Origin of the sequence: Nostoc sp. PA-18-2419 (assembly GCF_005869855.1) — a bacterium.
Classification (GTDB): domain Bacteria; phylum Cyanobacteriota; class Cyanobacteriia; order Cyanobacteriales; family Nostocaceae; genus Nostoc.
This window is the reverse complement of record NZ_SZNH01000002.1, coordinates 197,845-220,832: the sequence shown is the minus strand read 5'-3', so window position 1 is coordinate 220,832 and position 22,988 is coordinate 197,845. Positions and strand designations below refer to the sequence as shown.

Sequence of the window (22,988 nt, the reverse complement as noted above, 5' to 3'; positions counted from 1 at the left end):
ATAGTTATTTACTAGTTTCCTAGAAATCGCCAAAAATTACTTTTTATTTTCTCAAAGCCCGATCGCTTCGTGAATCGCCCATGCTTTTTGACTCCAATTAATGAGGGGCGATCGCTTGACATCACATAAGTAATTTAACGGATACGTAGCAATTTACGCAAGCTTTGTCTGCGCTCGAGTCACGAGATCGGCTTTTTCGTCGATAATTAGCGAATGTTCACTATGCTGATGCTAACGCACTTGCTGTAATCAAAGAAGAGTGCTGTGCGATCGCTGTATCTGCGAACAGAGTAAAAAGATTGCTGATACTATTTTATGGGGTATTTAGCAACTAGCGTTGCTGAGTAGTTTTTACAATACTCAGCAACGCTATTTAAGGCTAATTGCTTTATGCGGTTATCGACCTAGTGAGGTATGTTTTCAAAGCTACTAACTTTGTTAAAAAAGATTTGGTTACCTCAGTTGCTTAAGAAACGTTATCAATAATTATTCAGCAAAGTCGTCTTCGTCTTGCATAACTTCTTTAGCTTGTTCTTTGGCTTTATTATAAACTTCAAATGCTTTTAAGATTGGGCTGTCGCCATTCTCGTCAGTGTTGGGCTTATAGAGACTAGAATTATCTTGCGGAACAAGTTGTAGAAAGTAGCCGATAATTTGTGGACCAGGGATGCGAATATAGTAATGTTCGCCATGTGCCCCGTGGAATGTAGACTCCGAAGAATTTTTGCTTGATGAAGCACTGGCAGATGAGAAGCAAAGAAAACCACCCCTACTCGAGCTGGAATTATCGACCACTGATTTTGCATTTTTGCTGATTTCTTCAGTTTTTTTCACTTTTATAGTAATATCCTTTGCAATTACCATTGCCACCGGAAAGGCTGGCAGAATATATTTGTACTTTTTGTCATTTCTTTCATTTTCCGCCTTGTATTCAGTCAGCTCTTTTAGAAATTTTTGATCCTTATTTTTAATGTCGTCTATAGACAGTCCTGGCGATACGCGGACGTCAGCTAGCCTAGAAAATGCATGAGACATTTTGAATATTTGTGGGTTAAACCAACCGCCACGGTCAAAGGAGACTTTAGCGACTCGAAAGCCAATTTCCATTTCTTGATTGAAAAAACTTTTCTGCTGCTCAGTACTGGCACTTGAAGAACTAGATTGCCCAGCAGCAGAAGTAAACCATGTATTGACACTCCACTTACTATTATTTGCTGAGCTTTGTTGGGTTGTGCTAGCTTGAACCTTAGAGTCGCTGATTTTCAGCACGATGTCGGTAAACATTCCACTAACCTCAGCATCAGCTTCTGTTTGAGGTGTTGACAAAATACTTAGTTCCCCCTGAGGTAGTGGTGCTGTACTTTCTGTTGGTTTTGGCTCTAAAGCTTCTTCTTGCGTGTCATGTGCCAATACATTGCTCTGTCCTGATATGGTAAGAGTCAAAACGTTATTATCATATTTTACATCTGTGTCAGTGATAGAGAAAATTGAATTAAGTTTCTGTTGAATTGCCCTCATGTCTTCAGAAGACAAAGTAGTAACTTTTATAGGATCGAGAGAATTGCTGCCTATTTTTAATACAAAAGTTCCCCCAGTTAAAGTTGTTGGAATCTTAATGGTATAAGTTAATTTGCTATTCTCAATTTTTCCAGTTACGAAAATACGTTTAGAACTCTTGTTTACTTGAGACGCATTATTTTGTTGAGGAGTATTATTTGCCTGATAAACTTTTGCGAGTAAATCGCTATAATCATTCACCTCAATGCATAGGTCTTTAATTCGTTGCTCTAAGCTGGCTTTATTAAATTTCCAATCGCGTGATTCAAGTTGTGCTTTTTTGGCTCTTAACTCTGTAAGATTTGAAAGTAAATTATTCAGATTAGCTTGATATTGAGAGATTGCACTTATCCCATTTACCCCTTCACCTAAGACGCTCATAGCAGTGTCAGAAAAATCAACTGCACCAAGCATTCTTGCTACGTCCTTCATCAAACCAGGCTTGCTTCCATTATTTGTATTCTCAGAGTTACCTTGCTCCTTTGTAGCATTTGTATCGTTAGTAGTGTTTGGAAGAGCAATATCAACAAGCGGTTTATCTAGATCTTCATCAACGACTCCTGATATTTTTGCCGCAATACTTGTTGCCTTGAAATAAGTTTTGGCAAGACTAACTACACTTTCACCATATTTGCCAATCAATTGGGATTCTGCTTTATTGATTTTCTGTTTATACTCGCCGATCCTTTTGTCTATGCGCTCAATTTCGTCTTGATTAAAAGATAATAGCTCCATCTGCTGTAACTCTGCCTTGGCACGCGACAGTTCTCGCTGTTTGGCTACATACTGATCCCGAATGGATTCTTGAGCCATCGTCAAATCCTGTGGGTTAAGATTTGGAGTTAGAGCTTTAAACCAATTATTTGGTTGAAATTGCACTGGATAAACTGTCATTGATTCATCAATGGATGACCTAGCTGAGTTTCGCATCTTTTGCTTCCCTAGCTCCAGTTCTTCGGCAATTGATGAAGCATTCATATAACCTAGAATTGTTAAAACTTCATGCAGATGACCTCTAACAACAACATTGTTATAGTGGCTGTTCAATTCTTCTAAACGCACAAGTCCGTAACTACTTTGCCATTTGGCATAGCCATCAAGATCGTTATTCAGTTTATATGCCTGAAATTTTGCAGTTTTCTCTTCATTCCATTGATTTTTCTTATCTAGATATTCTTTATAAAGCCGTTTGCACAGTTCAATCCGGGATATCGGCTTCCCATCCTGATCTTTTTCATCACTTTCCCCTAACAAAAAACTACCAAGACCTGCTCGATCTTTGATAAACGGAGCTAAGTGTTCTAACTTGGGAATGAAGTTGTTTACTAGAGTGTTGTAAACAACTGATAACTTTTCACCATTCGCTCCTGCGGTGATTGGAGAAATATCAAAAAGTTCATCTGACAGACGGAATTCCGCTTCTTGAACTGCATAGGGTTTTGTCATCGAGCTATTCCTGTCGCTTGTGTCATATTGAAACTGGCGATAGTTCAGCGGTTGCGCTGGAAATTGCATACAAAATAGCTGGCTTCCAGCCCCGATCATCTCGTTGATCTTGTTGTAAATCATCTCCATGATTGCTTCTTGTCTCTCCATGAATTCAACTCCTTAGTTATTGTTTTAATTGAGGATAGGTCTGAAATAATTCGCTGTGAAAACAGTCCTTGTATTTAAGAGGAACCCAAATACAATTTCTGAATATTTTGATGTAGAGACTTTTTGTCCTACCTTGATGCACGCTATGAAACTAGCTTCAAGTACCAGAAGCATTTCGGAGACTAAAAATGCGATCGCATCGCACGTCGTTCAAAACAAAAAGGGGGCATTATCTGAAGAATTGCCCCCTACTTCCCATCTGCTTTCATAAGCTAATGAGCATTCAAGCTGCATGTAACCTTGGTTGGAGCCGCTTACTACAGAATCATTGCGGAAAATAAATGACGATTAGCTTATGATGAAATATCTTCTCGTAAAAGAGATGAACCCTCATCTTCATCCCCAACAGTTTCAACACAACCTACACACTATTGTCATTAGTTTTATTTATTGGGGGAAGTTTTACTGGTCTACCTGTGTTTGGATCTATACCAGGTCTCAGTGGATAGTTAGTGGGTAGGACTTTTGGGGGAGCAGTGTTGACAGGGTTTAATGTAACCTTTGGTTTTCGGACGGGAGGGGGAGCTGAGGCATTGGAAGCAGCAGTTTCTTTTGGTGTAGCCAGACTCGCCTCAGTATGTCCTACCATTCCCATCCACACTGTAATCGCCATTAAAACGGCTAATACTATTGCTTTTATTTTTTTCATTTTTGTGTTTCCTTTTGCGTGTTGTTTAGCATTTGTTTTCTAAGTAAATGGACAAGAACAAATCAAACTATGCTAGGCAATGTAAAATTAATTAAATTTGTTTTTAGCAAAGGCTTTAGTCCTTACTAAAAACGTTTAATTATTCACGCCCACTTACTTACAGTTCAGACGATTTGAGTAATCTATTTCTGAAATTTTTGAGCTAAAGGCATTTTTCTCTAACTCGATTTGGAAGAAGTTTGACTCAAAACAAACAAATCCTCATCTTTATCCCCGGCATACTGCTGATAAAGGATTGAAAATCGAGGAAACGATACAAAGGAGGAGAACGGGATAGTTGGGGATATTCAGTTTCTTCATCAAGTCGTGCCAAAGTCAAAATCTGTATAAGCTGCAATTCGCAGAGCGCCGCCTCTTCCGACAGACAATTATCTCTTTTTACTTTTAACTTCCCATCTAATGGAGCTATAAAAGCCGACTCTTGTTGTTGTACGGCATCTACTACCTTCTGCGGTGACTCACCAACAAAAATCTCCACTTCCTCCACCGCAACAGAAAATGTCACCGTCTCGCCCACAATTGCTTCAACTGCCACATTCCCTTTAGATATTTCCCGTATTGCAGCTGATGAAACCGTTAAATCTGTATCAGTTGTATGTTCGCCGATAAAATATCCCCTCAACTCCTCTCGCAAAATTCCTCGCGCCTCGGAGATCCGCTTGCAGACGTTCTGATAGGAAATCTCTTGCTGTTGGGCAATTTCTGGATAAGAGAGTTCCCGATAAAAATGTAGGATAAATGTCTCGTGCAGCCTAGTGGGTAAGTTATCAATGGCACGACGAATTACAATCCTTTTTTCGTCTGTCTCTATTGCCCTTTCTGGCGTATCGTCAGAGGAAACCAGTCCTTGTTCCTCTGGAATCGCTTCTATATTCTCAACTCTTTTGGCACAGCGATCGCGTTCTCGATAAATATCCACGCAGAGATTATGAGTTAGTCTTGTCAGCCATGCTTTGAAATTAACAATTTCCCCCACATACTTTTGCACCTTTTCCCAAGCCCTGAGCATCGCCCGACTCAGCGCATCTTCAGCATCTGTTGGGTTCCCACTCATCCACTTGAGACAGCAACGATAAAAATAATCTCGATATTGCTGCCATTGTTGCCAAAACCTTTTCCCTAAATCTTCAGAATTATTCCTCAGGTTAGATGTAGCTGATGCAACCACTGATTGATAATTTGACATAACTCCTGACCGGGTACTGTATCTACTTCATGCGAAATTAATGCCTGCAATTACTGATTTGCTAAGGGTTTGAGTAGAAAATGTGGTTTAGAAGTTGAATAGTGAGGTAGTAATCTACGCTGCAAATCTAACATCCTTCTTTAGGTGTATCCTCAGTGAAATTACTGCCCCAAATTAAAGAATATTTAAGAGAATTTAATACTTCTACACATCCGCAGTATCAAGTAACTCCAGAAACCTAAAAATTTGGTGAAGCGATCAATAGAATTCTGCTATTTGGAAAAAACTATGGACAAAAAGGACGTACCTGAAACTAAATTTGTCTACGGGGTTTTCCCTTTGCTTGTTTGTCCTCTTTGCTCATTAGGCTAAATACTATAAAGTTAGTACAAAACTCAAAAATATAGGCCCAAAGTACTATTTATACGTCATTCTCAACTCTTGAGCAAAAATATCAACGTATCCAAAAGGAATTATTGGCTGGAGCGATCGCTCTTGGTGGTGTTTTCCTTTTTGGTACTTTGTGGTACCGGATTATAGAGGGTTGGTCATGGGAAGATGCAGCTTATATGACTGTCATCACCTTAGCTACTGTGGGGTATGGAGAGACACACCCACTCGGTAACCGAGGACGGTTGTTTACAATTGCCCTGATTTTGTTAGGCGTAGTTAATATCGGTTACATTGTCAACAGATTTACAGAAGCAATCATTCAAGGCTATTTTCAACAAGGAATTCGACTACAACAGCAGAGGCGGTTAATGGAATCCCTATCAGAACACTACATTATCTGTGGCTTTAGTCGGACTGGTCGTCAAATCGCCAAGGAATTTCGGGCAGAAGGTGTATCTTTTGTAGTGATTGATTCGGAGATAGAATCTGTGCAAAGGGCACAAGTCGAGGGTTACACAGTATACCAAGGTGATGCAACCCTAGATGATACGCTTTTGAAAGTTGGTATTGAAAGGGCGATTTGCCTGGTTGCAGCGTTGCCTTCTGATGCTGAAAATTTATACACAGTTTTATCAGCAAAAACACTTAATCCAGAAATTCGGGCAATCGCTCGCGCAAGTACAGAAGAAGCTTTGGTGAAACTACAACGCGGTGGTGCAGATGAAGTGATATCGCCCTATATTACTGGAGGGAAGCGCATGGCTGCTGCGGCTCTCAGACCACAAGTTTTGGACTTTGTAGATGGGATTCTGGCAGGCGCAGACCGCCAGTTATATATGGAAGAATTTTTACTTGAACCAGCTTTTTGTCCTTTTGTCGGTCAAACTTTACAAAAAGCGAGATTGCGATCGCAAACTGGGGCATTAGTTCTGGCAATTCGCCGCCTTGATGGTACTTTAATCGGTGGCCCCACCGGCGATACGATGTTAATGTCTCAAGACCGTCTAATCTGTATGGGTACAGCTGAGCAGTTGCGTGACCTCAACAAAATTCTTGGCCCGATTAATTCCAAGCAATTACGACGACCAAAAAATAGCTGACGTTAAGATTGTAATACTATTCGTATCGTTTTACTTATTTACCAACTAAGCTGATGCGCGCCTAAATTAGATAAACACTCTTTATTGTTGTTGACTGTTGACGGTTAACACTTATGATACCATTTCACGAAATATTTGATACAAATGATTGGTCTTTAATTCTTTTCCCCTGCCCCTTGCTCCCCTGCGGCCTATTTGTATCAATTTTAAACTCAAACGGTATGAGTCATCAGCTAAATGTACAACTTAAATGTGTGACAGCTTAGTATCTATTACAAATTAATAATCAATTTCTTTCCACCCATGCATCACAGCTATACCTTTAATAATCCATTCGATTACAATTGGGGGAGCTTCTGAGATCAAAATGCTAGGATAAACTGCTGTACCCCATTGGGGATGAATTAACACACGGCATTGATTTTTAATCACAGGATAATTGAGTAAAGCTTGAACAACTGCTGAATCGTCGTGAGGAATTGCTCCAGGATGGGATAATAAAGGATAGCCTGTACGAGGGTCGATTAAGTCTGTTAAATAACCGCGATCGCGCAGATTAAATGCTAAATCGCAGCCAAAAATCATAAACTTTTCTCGCAAGCGTTGTTTCTCTATCTCTACTTCTGCGGTCTTTTCCACTAATTGATAACGCGATTGCTGTAAGACAATCACTACTCGTAAAAATGGCTGCTGTTTCCAATCTGGCAATATCCGTTCGCAGTTGGCACAGATATATTGACTGGGGGGATGAATTGTAATTTGAACCGCTTGTCCCGTTTTGCCAACTAAATAAATGGGATAGCCTTGCTCCGAAGTGTAAACTTTGGGATAGTTCACTAAATTGATTCGGTTTTTGCAAGTTTTTTAATTTAATCTCCGGTATAGATGATAACTCTTAATAGTTCAGAAAAATCATCACAGTTATATAATAGATTCGTTTTGCTAGGAATCGTTGAGAATAATTTGATAGTTTTAATCTGATTTTTCTGCTTTCTTAACCTGTTTTAATCAGATTTGCTGGGTTGATTTTTAGTATAATTTAGGTTACAGAAAAATAAATCAATGAAAAATTGCAATTTGATCACCAATATCTGCGCCTAAGACCATCAAGAAGTCGATAACACAGCGATCGCTTCTACTACAGATCATGTCTAAATCAGATTGCTATCAATTAATTGAGTTTTAAAGAATTGACAGGTACCTCATCCCAAGAATCAACCGTGCGTAATTGCGCTACCCAACCTGCTGCTTTTTGCGCTTGTGTCAAATTGTTCTCAAAGGAATGATGACAATCTTTGGCTTGAGACTCGTCACAACAAGCGATGCAAGCATGAATCATCCCAGACGGATCTATTTGCTCATTTACCCAAATAGTCATTGAAATATTTCCTCAAAAACTTTACTCAAAAAAGTTATTCATCATTTTAAAATAATAAATGCTCTACAAGTTTTATATACAGCAGTCCTAAATGATTTGTAAAATATTTATGCGTAGGCTGTTGATTTAGGCTTGTGAAACTTGTTCCCAATGCAGAATCGTCATCCAAATCAAAAATTTTGACTGTGCAATTGCTAATATTATAATTCATACTCACCGTTTAATAGTTGGGATTGAAAAGAGTAACGAGGAAGTTAGTATTAGTTATTGTGTTAATATCACCTTCAATGGCAGAGACCTCAGAAATTAGGATAGATGTTTTGACTCTTTGATTTATAGCTAAATTTCCATCGAAAGTAGTTGCAATTGGCCTGGTAAAATCTAGTGATGTAACAGGTGTTTATTTAGTTAATCAACAATTCTGGTGCAACTAATCCTTTTTGGATAGCTAAGACTGCGGCTTGAGTGCGATCGCGTACTTCTAATTTCTGTAAAATTGCATGGACATGAACCCTTACTGTACCAGGGGCAATGTAGAGAATTTCAGCAATTTGTTGATTGCTTTTGCCAGCTGCTACCAGTGCTAAAATTTCTTGTTCGCGCTTTGTTAAAGGATTTTCTACGGGTTCATCAGTTTTTTTCGGTAGCACTGCCGGAGAATTACCCTCAAAAGCTGCTCTAATTTCTGTTGTTGCTGTTTGATCCCACCAAGAAGCCCCAGCTGCAACCGATCGCACTGCTAATATCAGAGAATCAGCGGGAATACCTTTGAGGCAGTAACCTTGTGCGCCAGCAGCAATTAAGCGTGAAATCAGCGGCTTTTCGGAACGAGATGTTAAAACAAGAATTGGTAAAGTTGGATGCTTTTGCTTAATTTGACGGCAAGCTTCAATCCCGCCAATTCCGGGTAGACCAATATCCAATAGAACTAAATCCAGAGGATAGTGATTGGCTAATTCTACAGCTTGTTCTCCATCTTCTGCCTCTGCAACAATCTCCAAACTAGTTTCTTGTTGCAACCGCATCCGCAAACCAAGCCGAAATAATTCATCATCTTCAACGAGTAAGATTTTAGTCATTGGTCATTAGTCATTGTTTCCCTTGTTTCCCGATTTCCCCATCTCCCCATCTCTCCGGTGGCGGACAGGCAGGAAGTCGGAAACCAAACACTGCACCTCGTGGTGAGCGATTTTCTGCCCAAATTGTACCTCCATGAGCTGTAATTATTTGCCTGGTTAAATAAAGCCCTAGTCCCGATCCTAATAGATGGCGATCGCTGTGTCCTTGATAAAATCTTTCAAATAAGTGGGGTAACTCTTCTTCGTTAAAGCCGTAACCAGTATCGAGTATTTTTACCACTTGCTCGTTAGAATAACTTTCAAGTACTACTTCTACTTTACCGCCACGGGGAGTATGGTTAATGCCATTACTTAATAGATTGGTGAAAACTCGCCCCAGTTGCAAGGAATCACCATTTACCCAAACAAAGCTGCGAAAATCTGATTCGCCATAGTGCAGAGATATATAAACCTGACGTGTTTTTGCTAGTTCCGTTAGGGTGGCTATTATCTCTTCTGCCACAGTTACTAAGTTAACAGGCGATATCTGTAGTTTCAGCCCTTCGGCATCATTGCGGTAGACATCCAAAAGAGTTTGGACTAATTGCAGTGTGCTGCGATGACTACGAGCCATTGTTTGCAATACTTTTGATTGCATTGATGTGACTTGACCAAATTGCTCATTCTGAAAATATTGTAGGGTTTCAATTGCTCCTAGTAGAGGTGTTTTCAAATCATGAGTGAGGGTAGAAATAAAATCTTCACGCATTGCAGCTAGTTGTTCTTGGGAGCGTAATTGTGCTTGAGTATAAGCGATCGCTTCTTTGTTGTGACGGTTGCGTTCGCTTAAAGTCGCAGTTACTAACAGTGCCACAACTGCAATTAATCTGTTTGCCAACGTTGGAAGATTAATTATTTCTCCTCCTGGGACAAACAAATTTAGTAATGTTAATCCTGTAGCTGCAAGGGTGACACCGAATACTGCTCTTTGATTCAATCGAGAATCTGCTAACAAAATCGTCCCTGTGTAGAGGTAACCAAATACGTACTCAGGTGGTGTCATGTATTCTAAAGCTATCACGACAGCAAAGGCGATCACTATTAGCAAATATGTCTCACTACGCTTATTCAGTGCTTGTTTAATCGTCAATAATTGACTTAACATAATTCTTATTCATCAATATTTATCCTCATAAAAATAAACTAATAATTATATAATTTTATCTTTTCAAAAATAAATATTTTTTTCAATATATCTAAGTTTTATATTTTTTAGATTTAAGTTTAAAGCTCAATCTTCATCAACCAGAATTTACCAATACTTTAGGATGTTCTATAAATTAAGTAATCATAGTTTATTTCATTTTTTAACTATTCTAACTCCCAAATTATGAATTATAATTCGTCATGAAGGTAGTTATATTTCCACGCTAAAAAACCTGTAAACATAGCTACCTTCTGCCTTCAAGATAACTGTCTTTCTTTTGATAAAGACTTGTGCAAGAAGTTATACCATTTCTCCATGAAGCTGCACTTAATACTCTAGCTAATTAAGCTCACGCAAAGGCGTAAAGTGGCAATATTTTATTTAGTGCATCGTTACAGAGAATTAGTATTAACCTTCAGACTCCTCAGAGATAGGCTCAGATTCAGTTTCAACTTCTGTTTTAACTTTAGCTGGAGGTTTAATGGGTTTTGGCCCACGCATTAATGCTGGATTAACAGGTTGTTTGTTTTCATCTGCAAAGGAGCCTTTTTTTCCTTTACCAGACGAGCGATTACGATTTTGCTTTGAGCTTTTGGGGTTGGATTCAACAGGAGGTATGGAATCCAAATTTTCCGAATTATTGTCAGTACTTGGTTGAGACTGACGTTCTGATTTTTTGATTGGGCGTTCTACCATTGTTTATTTTGAAAAATTTACACAAATCAACTATTTGAAAAAGCATTCACAACAAATCAGCAATTAATTTACTAAATGTAGTAATGAGTGCGTTATCAATAGCGTAACGTACTCTATTACCACTACTCAACAAAATTAGGTCGTGCCTGTTGCATTGATTTAAACTTTGACTCTAAAACTGCCCAATTTTCCTGCTCAATTAAGTTAGTCAACTCGTCGAGATTGTGGCGATACTGACGCAGCGACAACAGCAGTGCTTGACGATTATACCGCGCCATCGCGACCCCCAACTCTGGATTCCCACCACCTACACGGCTGGTATCCCGAAAACCAGAACTAGCTAGCTTTTGGGCTAATTGCAGAACCTCTGGGTCAGTTTCACTCAAACAAGCAGCAATCAACGAAGAACTGACCATCACGGGTAAATGAGAAATCCAACTCACAGCCCTGTCATGTTGTTCTGGTTGACAATGATAGATATTCGTCCCTAGCGATCGCACAATTTCTTCGACAATTGTAATTGCAGTGGTTGGTGTTGTGGTTAAGGGTGTTAGTACATAAGGTTTACCGACAAATAAATGCCGCTGTGCAGCTTCTATGCCACTATCTGCTGTTCCCGCCATTGGATGACCACCGATAAAATTATCCCAAAGCGGAGAAATAGCTTTGACTATTTCTACTTTCGCCGAACCAACATCAGTCACAACTGTAGTAGCAGACAAATAAGGAATTAATTGTGTAAATTGGGGCACAATAAGTGCTAAAGGCGTACAAATAAATACAACTTCTGCGTCTGCCAACAGGCTCAGCTCGACTGATGCCTGATCAACACTGCCAAAGGCGACTGCCTTTTGGCAGGTGGATTCACGGCGACTAACTCCCAATATATGATGTCCTTGCGATCGCAAATCGAAACCCAAAGATCCGCCAATCAGTCCCAGTCCTAAAATTCCAATATTCATTGTTTAATTTTGACATTTGATTTTTTACGACTTTACAACTATATAAAGTTGGCATCCCAGAGGTAGCATCAATGAGTGTAGAGGAATTGCTGGAACAATACGCGGTAGGAGTCTTAAACTTTAGTGGAATTGAACTCTCTGAAGCCAATCTGAGCGGGGCTAAACTCAGTGGCGTGAATCTGAGCAATGCTAATTTAAGTGTAGTTAATTTCAGTGGTGCTAATCTCAGTGAAGCTAACTTGAGCAACGCCAAATTGAATGTAGCAAGATTGAGTGGTGTAAATCTATGTAGTGCCGTCCTGGACAACGCCAGTCTTAACGTCGCGAATTTAATTCGAGCAGATCTTAGTCGCGCTCAACTTAGGGGAGCTTCGCTGATTCGCGCCGAGTTAATTCGCGCTGACCTCAGTCGCGCCGATTTGCAGGAGGCTAACCTCACCAGTGCCGATCTGCGAGAGGGGACTCTGCGCCAAACGAATCTCCGTAATGCTAACTTGAGTGAAGCTGTTTTGAGAGGTGCTTTTCTGACAGGAGCTAACTTAGAAATGGCTAACTTAAACGCCACTGACCTGAGTCGTTCTGATATTACCGGCGCAAATTTGCGAGATGCCGAACTCAGACAGGCAAATCTCAGCCATGCTAACCTTAGCGGTGCTGATTTGAGCGGGGCGAACCTCAGGTGGGCAGATTTGAGCGGGGCAAATCTCAGGTGGGCAGATTTGAGCGGAGCAAAATTGAGCGGGGCAAATTTAATTGGTGCAGATTTAAGCAATGCCAATTTAACAAATACGAGTTTAGTACATGCGAATTTAAGCCAAGCCAAATTGATTAGAGCGGAATGGATTGGTGCTGACTTAACCGGTGCGACTTTAACCGGTGCAAAACTTTACGCTACCTCCAGATTTGGTTTAAAAACTGAAGGTATGACTTGTGAATGGGTTGACCTTAGCCCCAGTGGCGATCGCTCAATTATCCAAAAATTCCATTCTGAAGATTCGCGAGATTTTTTTAACGAAACACCGCCAACAATTCGTATTATTGTTGATGCAGCTCTAGAACACGAAGCTAACTTTGCCCTTGCTGGCGCTTACTACCAAATTGCTCAGGAATACCGGGGACTAAAACAACCCCCAAGCATGGAAAGTGGGCGTCGTCGGACTATTTTCACCTTTCGTCTAGATAGCGACGAAGCATTATTTCCCACCGCTTATATAGCAATTCTTCCCTTTTTAGATGCGGCATCTACCCAAAAAAATATTTCTCAAATGGTGGAAATGATTAATACTGAAGTTGTTACAAACCCAAATTTAACATTTCTCAAGTCACTGCATATGCTCAAACAATTAAATATCCTTCTAGAGCAAGTTATCAGTAAAGCAACAATCATCAAACAAATGAAAAAAAATATCGAAGTAGCTGCCAAGTTAAATTTTTGTAAAGCTCCAACTCAAATAATTTTAACAAATTCCAGTGCCCAGACTTTGATTGTGCATGATAATCCTAGCTTTGGTAAAAGATTTATTAATCGGTCTTCTATTAATTCTTCGGTTTATGATGATATATCTAGCGAATCAACCAAATATATATTACCTTCGTTAAATATGGTTATAGATTTTGTCAAAGGATTTCACTATATTAGTCATTAGTTATTAGGCATAGAGCATGGTATATGGAATATTAAGTATTATTGGACAACTGACCAATAACAAATGACCAATGACAAATAGGAGGAAAAATGCGCGATTCATTTAATAGAATGATTGGTCGGACTCGCTATGTAGTCTTTCGCCTGTTTCTACACTTAGGGGGAGGTGAGGTAGCACCAATTTTAGGAGCATTAAATAGTGCTGGGCGGGATGCGATCGATGCTGATGGCGACTTAGAAGTTTTGGGAGAAGCATTGGTAGAACTGTCTCAAACTCTGTTGCAATACGATGAATATTGGGTTTCGGCTGCCAATGAAGGAGATGTCTTTTGGGATCAAGGGGAAGCAGGAGATTACGTCAATGAATTATTTACTGACTCCGCCCAAAGATATCTCAGCGAACCAGATTACACTTCTGACTCTGGATTTGATGAACCTTTATCTGCACCTGTAACTCGCAATGTGATTGTAATGATTACAGTAGCTTATGAAGGAGAAGTACCAGAATTGGAAACCGATTTTTCTACTGTTCAAGCAATTAAGGAAGGATTGAAAGCCTTAATCAATTTGCATTACAAACGTAAACTACGGGCAGTGCAAGTACATTTTTCGCCAGCGCAGTTAGGTGATCAACTGACTAGCGATCAACTGTTGGAATATTATCCTGAGTTGGTTCCTTTGTAATATGTTGGGTAGTCCCTACTTACTACTCACATCAAGAAATTGTTAAGCTCGGAGATAGGACAATAATCCAATGATCATGACCATAGTACGTAAATTTACAGTCGTTTTTCTAGCCCTGAGTTTGTGTCTGACAAGTGTGGCTTGCGGAGGGCAAGAGCAAGCTAATACTCCAGCTAAGAACATTAGCCAAACCTCGACTGCCAGCAAATTAAGTGACGGTCAGTATCAAATTCAACAAGTTACTTATGACGATGCAACTGGGCAGTACAGCCTGTTTTTACTGAACAACACACCTCCAACCTTTGCAACTGAAAATTTGCAAATGGCACGACTAACTGATGACGAAATTAAGCAAGGTAAAAAAACTTATCTGAAGGTAGAAAATGGACAGCCAAGTTTATATCTCACAGAAGATTTTAAAATTGCCTACGTCCACAATGTTACCGAGAACAGAACTAATCCCGAAACAGGAAGACGAGAAACGGTCGTAGTCCGTCAGGAAAATAGCTTCTGGACACCGTTTGCCGGGTCTGTGGCTGGTAGCTTGGCGGGTCAAGCTATTGGTAGTCTATTGTTTAGACCTCAGTACTATGTGCCCCCTGTCTATCAATCAGGAGGACTGCTGACTGGCTACGGTGGATATGGCAGCAACTATAACCAAGCAGTTGAAAGCTATCGAACTCGCTATAACGAACCACCTGCGGCAGTGAGAAATCGCACTGCTTTCCGCAGTACAGGGACGATTAGAAGGTCATATCCTGGTAGTTCAAATATACGCAATACACCACCTTCTACAACACGTAATAGCCGTCCCTCTGGTTCTGGCTTTGGTGGTAGCGACTTGCAACCCTCTGGCAGATCTAGTACTACTAAACGTAATTCTGGTAGTAGTTTTGGGACTAACCGACGTTCTTCAGGCAGTCGTTCATTTGGTACGGGTAGACGCCGTTAGTCAATAAATTCTAAATTGAAAAACAGACTGCCTAACAACTAAAGTTAGGTACTATTTTGTGTAGAGAAGTCCAAGCCTTGGACTTCTCTTTTAGTAAGAAATACTAAATATAAATATCGTTAAAATAATATGAATTAGTTTATTAATGTCTATTCCCTTATTTTTGAATATTTTGAAACCAGATATGAAAATCGTCACAGGCCAAAAGATAGTTGTAACCAAAATCACAACGGACAAAAATTTATTTTCTGGAGCCGAAGTGGGATGATGTAGAGAAAATATTAACCAATTGGTCAAAAAATAGCATGTCATTAATAAGTAAGCAATAGTTAAATTTAATTCTATCTGATTCACTCTGAGTACCCCTAAGGTAATATGAAACTCAATAAACATTATCCGTACAATGTTATAACATACTTTCCTCAGGAGCGAGTTATACCAATTCGTAATTAAGAAAGTCAGATTTTGTATAGGTTTGGGGGTTTGAATCTGTTGCCTGATTTTAGGGAATTCTTATGACACTATTTTGCATTCTATATTCTGTACTAATAATGAGAGTTTGGTAAATATTAAGACAAAGAATTAAGTTAATTTATTGAAAAAGTTGGTGGCGATAGCTAACAGCTTTTTTCTAACACACACATCTTTTTTATCATCAGTAGTTGTACAAAAAATCAAAAATAAAATCCAACCAAAGATACCAATGATACTTGCTCAATCGGGAAAACGATTTTGAGGAAACAAGTAGGCGATCGCAGCGTAACCAAATATAGTGAGTAAACTAACCAAAACAGCAGCTAGAACAAAATTAGGCATACAATCAAAAATGCAAAATCAGCATTATCTTCTATACAGTATCCAAATCTCGCATCTTCAAAAATCAAGATTTTAGATACTTCCAACCTAGCAATCAGGTATGACACAGCCGTGACTAGCTGATGTCAATTTGTTGTATTTCAAGTCTTTGACTCAAGCTAAAGGTAGAAAAAAACGAAACGTACTGCCAATTCCCAACTCGCTTTCTAGTTGAATCTGACCGCCTTGTAATTCAATCAAACGCCAGGAAATCGTTAAGCCAATACCAGTGCCTCCGGAATGGCGATCGCGCGATTGGTCAGCTCGCCAGAAGCGCTCAAACACATGGGGCAAATTTTCTGGGGCGATGCCAATACCTGTATCTTTAACCGCAATCCAGAGTTTAGATGGTTCAATCTCAACACGAATAGTAATTGAGCCTTCGTTGGTGTAACGCACTGCATTACCAAGCAGATTAACCAACACCTGTTCTGTGCGATCGATATCTGCCAACACAAGAGGCAGCACAGACGGACATTCCAAGTACAGAACAGGTCCATCTTCCAACAATTGGTCAGTAAATTTCTCCACTAATGACTCTAACAACGGACGCAAATTTATCCGCTGTATATTAATTGGCAGATAACCAGCTTCCGCCTTCGACAGTTCTTGTAAATCGTTCACCAACCGCTCTAAGCGCCTAGTTTCTTTAGCTAAACGTCGATAAATTTCTGGAGATGCTTCAATTTCCCCATCAGCCAGTTCTTCCAAATAACCGCGCACAACTGTTAAAGGTGTCCGTAGTTCATGGGTCATGTCTCCAATCACTTCTCGTCGTCGCACTTCCACCCCTTCTAAACTAGCTGCCATCCGGTTGAAACTAGCACCTAATCCATTGAGTTCTGGAATATCAGACATAGGTAATCGTGCATCCATCTGACCAGCAGCAAATTTTTGGGTGATTTGTTCCATCTCGGTCAACCGCCGCATAATCCTTCTAGACACCCAGTAACTCAATCCTCCAGCAGCTGTGCTGCCGACTAAAACTGACCAAACGGTGCTTCGCTGCCAAGCAATTTCAAATCCTGCCACCAATTCAGTACGGACATCAATTAAATCAAACCCCTGATTTTCCAGTCGTTCTAAATGCAAGACAAACAATCGAGGGGAAGAAATTCTGCTGATAATAACTAGACTAGCTACTCCCACTATCATTACTACTAAGTGAGAAAAAAATAGTCGTCCTCTCAGCCCCATTTTCATAACACTCACCGTTGCTTCACTCGAAGTAAAAAGTTAAGAGGAAAAATAAAGAAAAATTCAGTATTTATTTTTATTTAGTTATTTTTACTTTTTACTTGTTAACCTATTGCCGAGTCTTCAAATTTATAGCCAACCCCAACAACAGTTTTAATAAAAGTGGGATTTGCCGGATCGGGTTCAACCTTTTTTCGCAACCGAGCTACATGAGTATCCACCACGCGTTCATCACCAAAAAAGTTATCTCCCCAAAGTTTGTCAATTAGTTGGGTGCGGTTCCAAACTCGACCGGGATTACTGACAAAGGTGGTCAGCAAATTAAATTCTAGAGTAGTTAAATCTAGAATTTCTGGTTGCTGAGAATTCATCTGCCGACTAGCAGTGCGCTGGTCTACATCTACTATAAAGTGTTGGGTACGACTGACTTGATGTTGTCCCCCTTGACGGAGACTACGCCGTAATAGCGCCCGTACCCTGGCTACTAACTCTCTGGGGCTAAAGGGCTTTACCATGTAATCGTCAGCACCAGTAGATAAACCAATCACGCGATCAATTTCTTCGCCTTTAGCAGTCAGCATCAAAATGTAAGGATCTTTTACACCTGGTTTCTGGCGAATTCTGGCACAAACTTCCAGCCCATCCAAACCAGGAATCATTAAATCTAGAATGATTAGATCGGGTGTTTGCTCCTGAAACATCCGTAAAGCATTCATGCCATCACGACTAATACGGCAGAAAAATCCTTCTTTTTCCAAAGAGAGTTGGATTAAATGAGCAATTTCTGCTTCATCTTCAACTATTAAAATATCCATCTAAATTAGCATCTAATGAAATACGCAGATTTAATTAGACAGCCAGACAAAGGCAAAGACTTGTTGCAGTCTTTTTGTCCTTTGATGTTTGGAGCAAAGGAGGCCTTTGCTCCAAACATCTGTTTTTGTCTGGCCTACTCCCCACATCTTCTGACTTTAGAAGTTTGAATTTGTCGGGGTTCGGTAACTATAACCAAGATTAGAATCTTTTTGAATGTGTGTTTTAATACTATCTAGGTCAATAAAGCAGTCAGCAACATCAATTAAGCTTTCGCTAGTCGTCGTTTGTAGACTAACGACTTCCACCCTAACTCCCATTCTGCTAACAGCATTCACAGCATAAGCTAAATCTCCATCTCCACTAACTAATACCGCAGTATCATAGTAAGGAGCTAAAGTGATCATATCTACAGCAATTTCTACATTCAGATTTGATTTTTTAAAATTATCTGCTGACACAACTAGATCTTTTGCTACTACACGATAGCCATTACGACGCATCCACAGTAGAAAACCCTGTTGCTTCTCATTTGTGAGATCGACCCCAGTATAGAAAAAAGCACGTAAAAGTCTTGAACCGTTGGTTAAATGACAAAGCAATTTAACGTAGTCAATTTCTATGCCGAGTTGTAAAGCTGTATGAAATAGGCTTAAGCCATCAATAAAAATAGCAACTCGACCACGATTCAAGGTATTAAAAATGGAACTATCAGGTGCAGTATCTCGCATCTTAGTATCTTTACCTTTGATAGCAGTATCGCTCAAGTTTTGCCCTTGCCAATGTGGTTTAGCTTTGAGTATTTTAGGTTCATTTAATTCATTTCTTTTTTTGCTAAAATTAGTTATAATCATTGATACCTCTGAATTTAAAATCTGAAAAGGGTTTTAGGTAAATTGTCCATAGTATAGTCTCTGCTGATTTATAACCCTAGCAGGAAATTGACTGAAGTAACTAGATGCAAATAAAGTTAACCGCTCCTAAATAAAGTCGAAAGTACTTTTAACACAAGTTTTTCACTGGTGTTAGGGTAGATTTAATCAGATATTACCTATGCTCACAGATATGCTAGTATTTACCCACTGTAACTGCAAGAGTTAAAATAAAAATATCTTCCCATAAGGTTATAAGCCCGAATAAGGGTGGTTGAGTGCGATTTATCTTTTTTTATTTTACCTCTGTATTTTAATGACCTACAGCTTGAAACTCAATGAATTTTTATTCAATAAAGGTTTGCCCAAGCTTAGTATGCCCAAATTTGAACAGAGTTTCAGTAAAAATAATGTAATGTGCGATCGCTTCTAAAATAAAAGTTAGTTCGAGCTATTTACCTAATCTTTAATGCAACTTTTATAAAAATTCATCTTCTTCAGACAGTTATCAGTAGTTAGTACTATAAAACACTAACAACTGACAACTGAAAATGCAATCTTCGGACTTATTTAAAAAGTCAGAAATCTCAACCTTAGCGCTTAGCTAACTTCTTGTTGGATGTGTAGTAAACCTTACTTCCAGTATCAGGTACAAAATGGCAATTCACCCATGAATTCCATAATGATTTCCAAATTGGTTCCTCTGATTTGTGGAAATACTCACCCATTACTGGTTTTATCGCTTCTGTCGCCTTCAGCAAATTGTAGTGGGGAATATTAAGGAATATATGATGAGCAACATGAGTACCAATATCATGATGGATATGATTAATCAAACCATAATCACGGTCAATACTCGAAATCGCACCTTTTAAAAAAGTCCAATCTGCTCCACGATACCAGGGAATATCTGATTCAGTGTGGTGCAAGAATGTGACTAAATCGAGCCAAATTACGAACACAATGTAAGGTGCAGCGTAATACTTCAGTAACCACATCCAACCCCATAGATAGGTAAGGAAGGCCAGCAAACCTACCATCCCAATCCAAAGAACAGTACTAGTAATTACATCCCATTTTTCTGATGGTTTAAACAGCGGGCTGCTGGGTAAAAAGTGAGAACCTTGCTTATTAGGAGAACGCTGAAATAAATACACAGGATAAGCCAATAGAAAAACATAATATCGACCTATCTTTTGTAATAGCGGCATCTCCTTATACTGTGACTCGGTTACAGGATACCAGCTTTCATCATTATCGATATTGCCAGTATTTTTGTGATGAGTTCTATGACTAATTCGCCAACCATGATAAGGAACAAGTATGGGGGTATGAGAAAGATGTCCAATCAAATCATTTAACCATTTCTGCTTAGAAAAAGATTGGTGTCCACAGTCGTGTCCGACTACAAACAAAGCCCAAAACATAGTTCCTTGCATTAACCAGAAAATCGGAAAGAAAAACCAAGAATCCAGGTAATAAGCAACTGCATAGAGCAGACCAATAATCAGAATGTCACGAAAGAAGTAAAAAAGTGATTTTGTCACATTTGGTTGAAAACATTCAGTAGGGATTGCAGCTTTTAAATCCTGAAGAGTAAAAGGCAGTTTGGTAATATCCCCAGATAATTCAGAACTGTGAGGAGCGTTGATTGTGATGATATTTGATTGCACTAGGTTCTTTTGTTGAATAGAAATCGGAAGTTTATTTAAGACAAGATCATCTTAACAAGTAAGGCAAAAGAAACATCAAGTCAATACTTCTTTTGATTTCACTAGTATGCCCAGGATACTACTTCTCTTAACATCTAAGAGAATAATTTCTGGCAATTTACCTAACAATTTTGGTGAGTCAAAAATTGCCAGATTTTATTTAAACTTTCACAAAGATAAACGCTCTCGTTGGCTTCAAGAGCGTCAGTCAAGTTAGAAACGTTGTTTATCGTTCTGCGTAATATTCGTTAAAAGTCTGATAACCGACATCAGTTTTGTACAGTTGACATTGGTCTGTAATTTGTTTCATTAAAGACCAAGAAAACTGAGATTCATCATGTAGATAAGGCCGCCAATTTTCTTTGATGCTGCTGTAAGCCAGCCGCAAATTATAAGAAGGAATAGCGGTAGAAATATGATGAGGGACATGAACGTTGATATCGTGGCAGAGGATTTCTACCCAACGGGGATAATCGCAGTGAACAGTACCAAATAACTGAGCTAGAGCCTCATTCCACTTGTTTGCTGCGACAAAAGGAACATCTGAAGCAGTATGGTGAACGATGGTAAAAGTACTCATCCAGAAGTGGTACACCAGCCAAGGCACTAGCCAAAACTTGACAAATCCCCAGATACCTGTAGTGGCGATCAGGAGCGGGAAAGCGATCGCAGCAAATAATACTACCACAGCTACAGAAAGCTTGACACTTGATTGGTCTTTCGTTTTGAAATTCCGCCAATCAAAATGTACAACTGCCCAATGTCCAATGGAACCTACCCACCAGAAGCGTTTACGAATGAACAATTCAAAAGCAGACTGTCGGGTTTTGTCCCAACTTTCAAACACTTCTGGGCTGATTGGATGCCAAGCATTGTCCTCATCGATTTTGTTGGTATGAGTATGGTGATAATTATGCTTAATCCGCCAACTATGAAAAGGATAAATCAACGGCATCATAAAAAAGTGCCCCACCAAATCATTCACCCAACGACGTTTGGCAAATGACCTATGACCACAATCATGGCCAATTACAAAAAAACCTGTTAAAGCAGTACCGGTAAAAATCCAAGCTAGAGGTAAAAGAAACCAAGGAGTGACACTCAGACTGTAGTACCCCAAAGCAACTGCCAATACACTGAGTATTACTTGTGTCCAAGCCTTGCGACGGCTTTGCACAAAACATTCCCGTGGCAGGGTTTTGATAATATCTTTGAGCCTGAAATCAGAATTCGCAGGCTCGTCACTTAGTTTCTGGCTCTTAATTATTGATGTAGTCATGAACACCTGAAATACAACAAACTCCTCCACCAAGTCATCAAAAATAACTTGCCGCAAAGTTGCTTAATATTAGCGTCTCGGATTATAGCAACCTAACCTATACAAGCGCACCCGTAAATAGCTTTTTAAAAAGTTAGGAGTTAGAAATGATAAGTTATCAGTTAAAAAAATTAGATATCCTAACTCTTAACCGGAGCTTTTAAAGTCTCCTGCGAGGCTTCTAACTAATTTTCGTTGGAGCTAACTTCACATTAGTAGCCAGACCAAGTGCTTGCAGTAATTGGATTGTCATCCAAGTTAAATCAATTTCCCACCATTCCAGCCCGTGACGAGCAGAATATTGAAAGGCATGGTGATTATTATGCCAACCTTCACCGAAAACTAGTACAGCTACCCACCAGCAGTTAGTTGAGTGATCGCCAGAATCATGGCTTTGATAGCCAAATTTATGAGTAGCGCTGTTTACTAACCAAGTGCAGTGGTAAACCCAGACAATGCGAGCAAAAATTCCCCAAACAACAAATGACCAGCCACCCAGAACTAGCAGTACTAAACCCAGAGCAATCTGGATAAAAATAAAATATTTTTGTAAAAACTGATAAACTGGATCTCCTGCAATGTCTTTGGTAAAGCGAGGAATTTCAGCTTGAGCAGGTGATTGATAAATCAGCCAACCGATATGGCTCCACCAGAAGCCCTTATTGGAATCATGGGGATCGGGTTCAGTATCTGAGTGCAAATGATGGATACGATGTGTCCCTATCCATTCGATTGGCCCTCCTTGACAGGCGAGTGTCCCGAAAAAGACCAAAACATACTCCAACCATTTGGGAGTCTGAAAACTGCGGTGAGTGACAAGGCGGTGAAATCCTAAGGTAATTCCTAAACCACCAGTTACCCAGTACAGAAAGAAAGCTACACCAACTGCTTTCCAGCTAAAGTTACTAGGAACAAAGGCAAATAAAGCACCGATGTGCAGACCAATGAAAAACAGGGTATTAACCCAGTTGATTTGAGGTTTAGTTAAGGTAGCAATTGTCATGCAGTAACCTGAATTGGAATTGTTCGGCCGAATCT

19 protein-coding genes are annotated in these 22,988 nt (G+C 39.6%); 4 read left to right on the top strand and 15 right to left on the bottom strand.

The genetic code is table 11. The features are described 5' to 3' along the window. Positions 1 to 486 precede the first annotated feature (486 nt). The 3 genes from FCR06_RS02840 to FCR06_RS02830 form a co-directional block, all read right to left on the bottom strand. Complete coding sequence (locus tag FCR06_RS02840; RefSeq protein WP_138497345.1) at positions 487 to 3,153, bottom strand: hypothetical protein; 2,667 nt, start codon at positions 3,151 to 3,153, stop codon at positions 487 to 489. Positions 3,154 to 3,574: 421 nt separating this feature from the next. Beyond that, on the bottom strand, positions 3,575 to 3,862 hold the full coding sequence (locus FCR06_RS02835; RefSeq protein ID WP_138497344.1) for a hypothetical protein: 288 nt from the start codon (positions 3,860 to 3,862) through the stop codon (positions 3,575 to 3,577). A gap of 244 nt (positions 3,863 to 4,106) precedes the next feature. Beyond that, entirely contained in the window at positions 4,107 to 5,108 is a 1,002-nt protein-coding gene (locus tag FCR06_RS02830) for an RNA polymerase sigma factor (RefSeq protein WP_138497343.1), read from the bottom strand. Positions 5,109 to 5,584: 476 nt separating this feature from the next. Between FCR06_RS02830 and FCR06_RS02825 the strand changes: the two genes are divergently transcribed. Next, positions 5,585 to 6,601 (top strand): potassium channel family protein, encoded by a 1,017-nt coding sequence (locus FCR06_RS02825; RefSeq protein WP_138497342.1) that lies wholly within the window; start codon positions 5,585 to 5,587, stop codon positions 6,599 to 6,601. A 279-nt stretch (positions 6,602 to 6,880) separates the two neighbouring features. Here the strand turns inward: FCR06_RS02825 and FCR06_RS02820 are convergent, their stop codons facing one another. From FCR06_RS02820 to FCR06_RS02795, 6 genes are all read right to left on the bottom strand, one after another. Continuing rightward, a complete protein-coding gene (locus FCR06_RS02820; RefSeq protein ID WP_189523302.1) occupies positions 6,881 to 7,438 on the bottom strand; it encodes a methylmalonic aciduria and homocystinuria type D protein in 558 nt (185 codons plus the stop codon). Between the two features lie 334 nt (positions 7,439 to 7,772). Then, a complete protein-coding gene (locus FCR06_RS02815) occupies positions 7,773 to 7,979 on the bottom strand; it encodes a glycogen debranching protein (RefSeq protein WP_138497340.1) in 207 nt (68 codons plus the stop codon). A gap of 404 nt (positions 7,980 to 8,383) precedes the next feature. Then, a complete protein-coding gene (locus tag FCR06_RS02810) occupies positions 8,384 to 9,058 on the bottom strand; it encodes a response regulator transcription factor (protein WP_138497339.1) in 675 nt (224 codons plus the stop codon). Between the two features lie 10 nt (positions 9,059 to 9,068). Continuing rightward, positions 9,069 to 10,202, bottom strand: coding sequence for a sensor histidine kinase (locus tag FCR06_RS02805; protein WP_138497338.1), 1,134 nt, complete (start codon positions 10,200 to 10,202; stop codon positions 9,069 to 9,071). A 450-nt stretch (positions 10,203 to 10,652) separates the two neighbouring features. Beyond that, complete coding sequence (locus FCR06_RS02800; protein WP_138497337.1) at positions 10,653 to 10,940, bottom strand: hypothetical protein; 288 nt, start codon at positions 10,938 to 10,940, stop codon at positions 10,653 to 10,655. 122 nt (positions 10,941 to 11,062) lie between these two features. Next, the gene (locus tag FCR06_RS02795; protein WP_138497336.1) at positions 11,063 to 11,902 is read right to left on the bottom strand and encodes a prephenate/arogenate dehydrogenase; all 840 of its coding nucleotides are present in this window, start codon (positions 11,900 to 11,902) and stop codon (positions 11,063 to 11,065) included. A 71-nt stretch (positions 11,903 to 11,973) separates the two neighbouring features. Here FCR06_RS02795 and FCR06_RS02790 point away from each other — a divergent pair, with 71 nt between their 5' ends. The 3 genes from FCR06_RS02790 to FCR06_RS02780 all read left to right on the top strand — a co-directional run bounded on the left by FCR06_RS02790 (position 11,974) and on the right by FCR06_RS02780 (position 15,183). Then, the gene (locus tag FCR06_RS02790; RefSeq protein ID WP_138497335.1) at positions 11,974 to 13,548 is read left to right on the top strand and encodes a pentapeptide repeat-containing protein; all 1,575 of its coding nucleotides are present in this window, start codon (positions 11,974 to 11,976) and stop codon (positions 13,546 to 13,548) included. An 89-nt stretch (positions 13,549 to 13,637) separates the two neighbouring features. Beyond that, positions 13,638 to 14,231, top strand: a complete 594-nt coding sequence (locus FCR06_RS02785) for a DUF1517 domain-containing protein (RefSeq protein WP_138497334.1) — start codon at positions 13,638 to 13,640, stop codon at positions 14,229 to 14,231. A gap of 70 nt (positions 14,232 to 14,301) precedes the next feature. Continuing rightward, entirely contained in the window at positions 14,302 to 15,183 is an 882-nt protein-coding gene (locus tag FCR06_RS02780) for a DUF1190 domain-containing protein (RefSeq protein WP_138497333.1), read from the top strand. Positions 15,184 to 16,152: 969 nt separating this feature from the next. Here the strand turns inward: FCR06_RS02780 and FCR06_RS02770 are convergent. From FCR06_RS02770 to FCR06_RS02745, 6 genes are all read right to left on the bottom strand, one after another. After that, positions 16,153 to 17,241, bottom strand: a complete 1,089-nt coding sequence (locus FCR06_RS02770) for a sensor histidine kinase (RefSeq protein ID WP_138497528.1) — start codon at positions 17,239 to 17,241, stop codon at positions 16,153 to 16,155. A gap of 98 nt (positions 17,242 to 17,339) precedes the next feature. Beyond that, complete coding sequence (locus tag FCR06_RS02765; protein WP_138497331.1) at positions 17,340 to 18,050, bottom strand: response regulator transcription factor; 711 nt, start codon at positions 18,048 to 18,050, stop codon at positions 17,340 to 17,342. A gap of 156 nt (positions 18,051 to 18,206) precedes the next feature. After that, positions 18,207 to 18,902 (bottom strand): NYN domain-containing protein, encoded by a 696-nt coding sequence (locus FCR06_RS02760; protein ID WP_138497330.1) that lies wholly within the window; start codon positions 18,900 to 18,902, stop codon positions 18,207 to 18,209. A gap of 611 nt (positions 18,903 to 19,513) precedes the next feature. Then, positions 19,514 to 20,593 (bottom strand): fatty acid desaturase, encoded by a 1,080-nt coding sequence (locus FCR06_RS02755; RefSeq protein ID WP_138497329.1) that lies wholly within the window; start codon positions 20,591 to 20,593, stop codon positions 19,514 to 19,516. Positions 20,594 to 20,858: 265 nt separating this feature from the next. Next, the gene (locus FCR06_RS02750; protein ID WP_138497328.1) at positions 20,859 to 21,911 is read right to left on the bottom strand and encodes a fatty acid desaturase; all 1,053 of its coding nucleotides are present in this window, start codon (positions 21,909 to 21,911) and stop codon (positions 20,859 to 20,861) included. A gap of 220 nt (positions 21,912 to 22,131) precedes the next feature. Next, entirely contained in the window at positions 22,132 to 22,953 is an 822-nt protein-coding gene (locus tag FCR06_RS02745) for an acyl-CoA desaturase (protein ID WP_138497327.1), read from the bottom strand. Positions 22,954 to 22,988 lie beyond the last annotated feature (35 nt).

Excerpts from the sequence above, each read along its gene's own strand:
- FCR06_RS02840 (WP_138497345.1), bottom strand. The coding sequence starts at position 3,153 with ATGGAGAGACAAGAAGCAATCATGGAGATGATTTACAACAAGATCAAC.
- FCR06_RS02835 (WP_138497344.1), bottom strand. The coding sequence starts at position 3,862 with ATGAAAAAAATAAAAGCAATAGTATTAGCCGTTTTAATGGCGATTACA.
- FCR06_RS02830 (WP_138497343.1), bottom strand. The coding sequence starts at position 5,108 with ATGTCAAATTATCAATCAGTGGTTGCATCAGCTACATCTAACCTGAGG.
- FCR06_RS02815 (WP_138497340.1), bottom strand. The coding sequence starts at position 7,979 with ATGACTATTTGGGTAAATGAGCAAATAGATCCGTCTGGGATGATTCAT.
- FCR06_RS02810 (WP_138497339.1), bottom strand. The coding sequence starts at position 9,058 with ATGACTAAAATCTTACTCGTTGAAGATGATGAATTATTTCGGCTTGGT.
- FCR06_RS02805 (WP_138497338.1), bottom strand. The coding sequence starts at position 10,202 with ATGTTAAGTCAATTATTGACGATTAAACAAGCACTGAATAAGCGTAGT.
- FCR06_RS02800 (WP_138497337.1), bottom strand. The coding sequence starts at position 10,940 with ATGGTAGAACGCCCAATCAAAAAATCAGAACGTCAGTCTCAACCAAGT.
- FCR06_RS02795 (WP_138497336.1), bottom strand. The coding sequence starts at position 11,902 with ATGAATATTGGAATTTTAGGACTGGGACTGATTGGCGGATCTTTGGGT.
- FCR06_RS02790 (WP_138497335.1), top strand. The coding sequence starts at position 11,974 with ATGAGTGTAGAGGAATTGCTGGAACAATACGCGGTAGGAGTCTTAAAC.
- FCR06_RS02785 (WP_138497334.1), top strand. The coding sequence starts at position 13,638 with ATGCGCGATTCATTTAATAGAATGATTGGTCGGACTCGCTATGTAGTC.
- FCR06_RS02780 (WP_138497333.1), top strand. The coding sequence starts at position 14,302 with ATGATCATGACCATAGTACGTAAATTTACAGTCGTTTTTCTAGCCCTG.
- FCR06_RS02770 (WP_138497528.1), bottom strand. The coding sequence starts at position 17,241 with ATGAAAATGGGGCTGAGAGGACGACTATTTTTTTCTCACTTAGTAGTA.
- FCR06_RS02765 (WP_138497331.1), bottom strand. The coding sequence starts at position 18,050 with ATGGATATTTTAATAGTTGAAGATGAAGCAGAAATTGCTCATTTAATC.
- FCR06_RS02760 (WP_138497330.1), bottom strand. The coding sequence starts at position 18,902 with ATGATTATAACTAATTTTAGCAAAAAAAGAAATGAATTAAATGAACCT.
- FCR06_RS02750 (WP_138497328.1), bottom strand. The coding sequence starts at position 21,911 with ATGACTACATCAATAATTAAGAGCCAGAAACTAAGTGACGAGCCTGCG.
- FCR06_RS02745 (WP_138497327.1), bottom strand. The coding sequence starts at position 22,953 with ATGACAATTGCTACCTTAACTAAACCTCAAATCAACTGGGTTAATACC.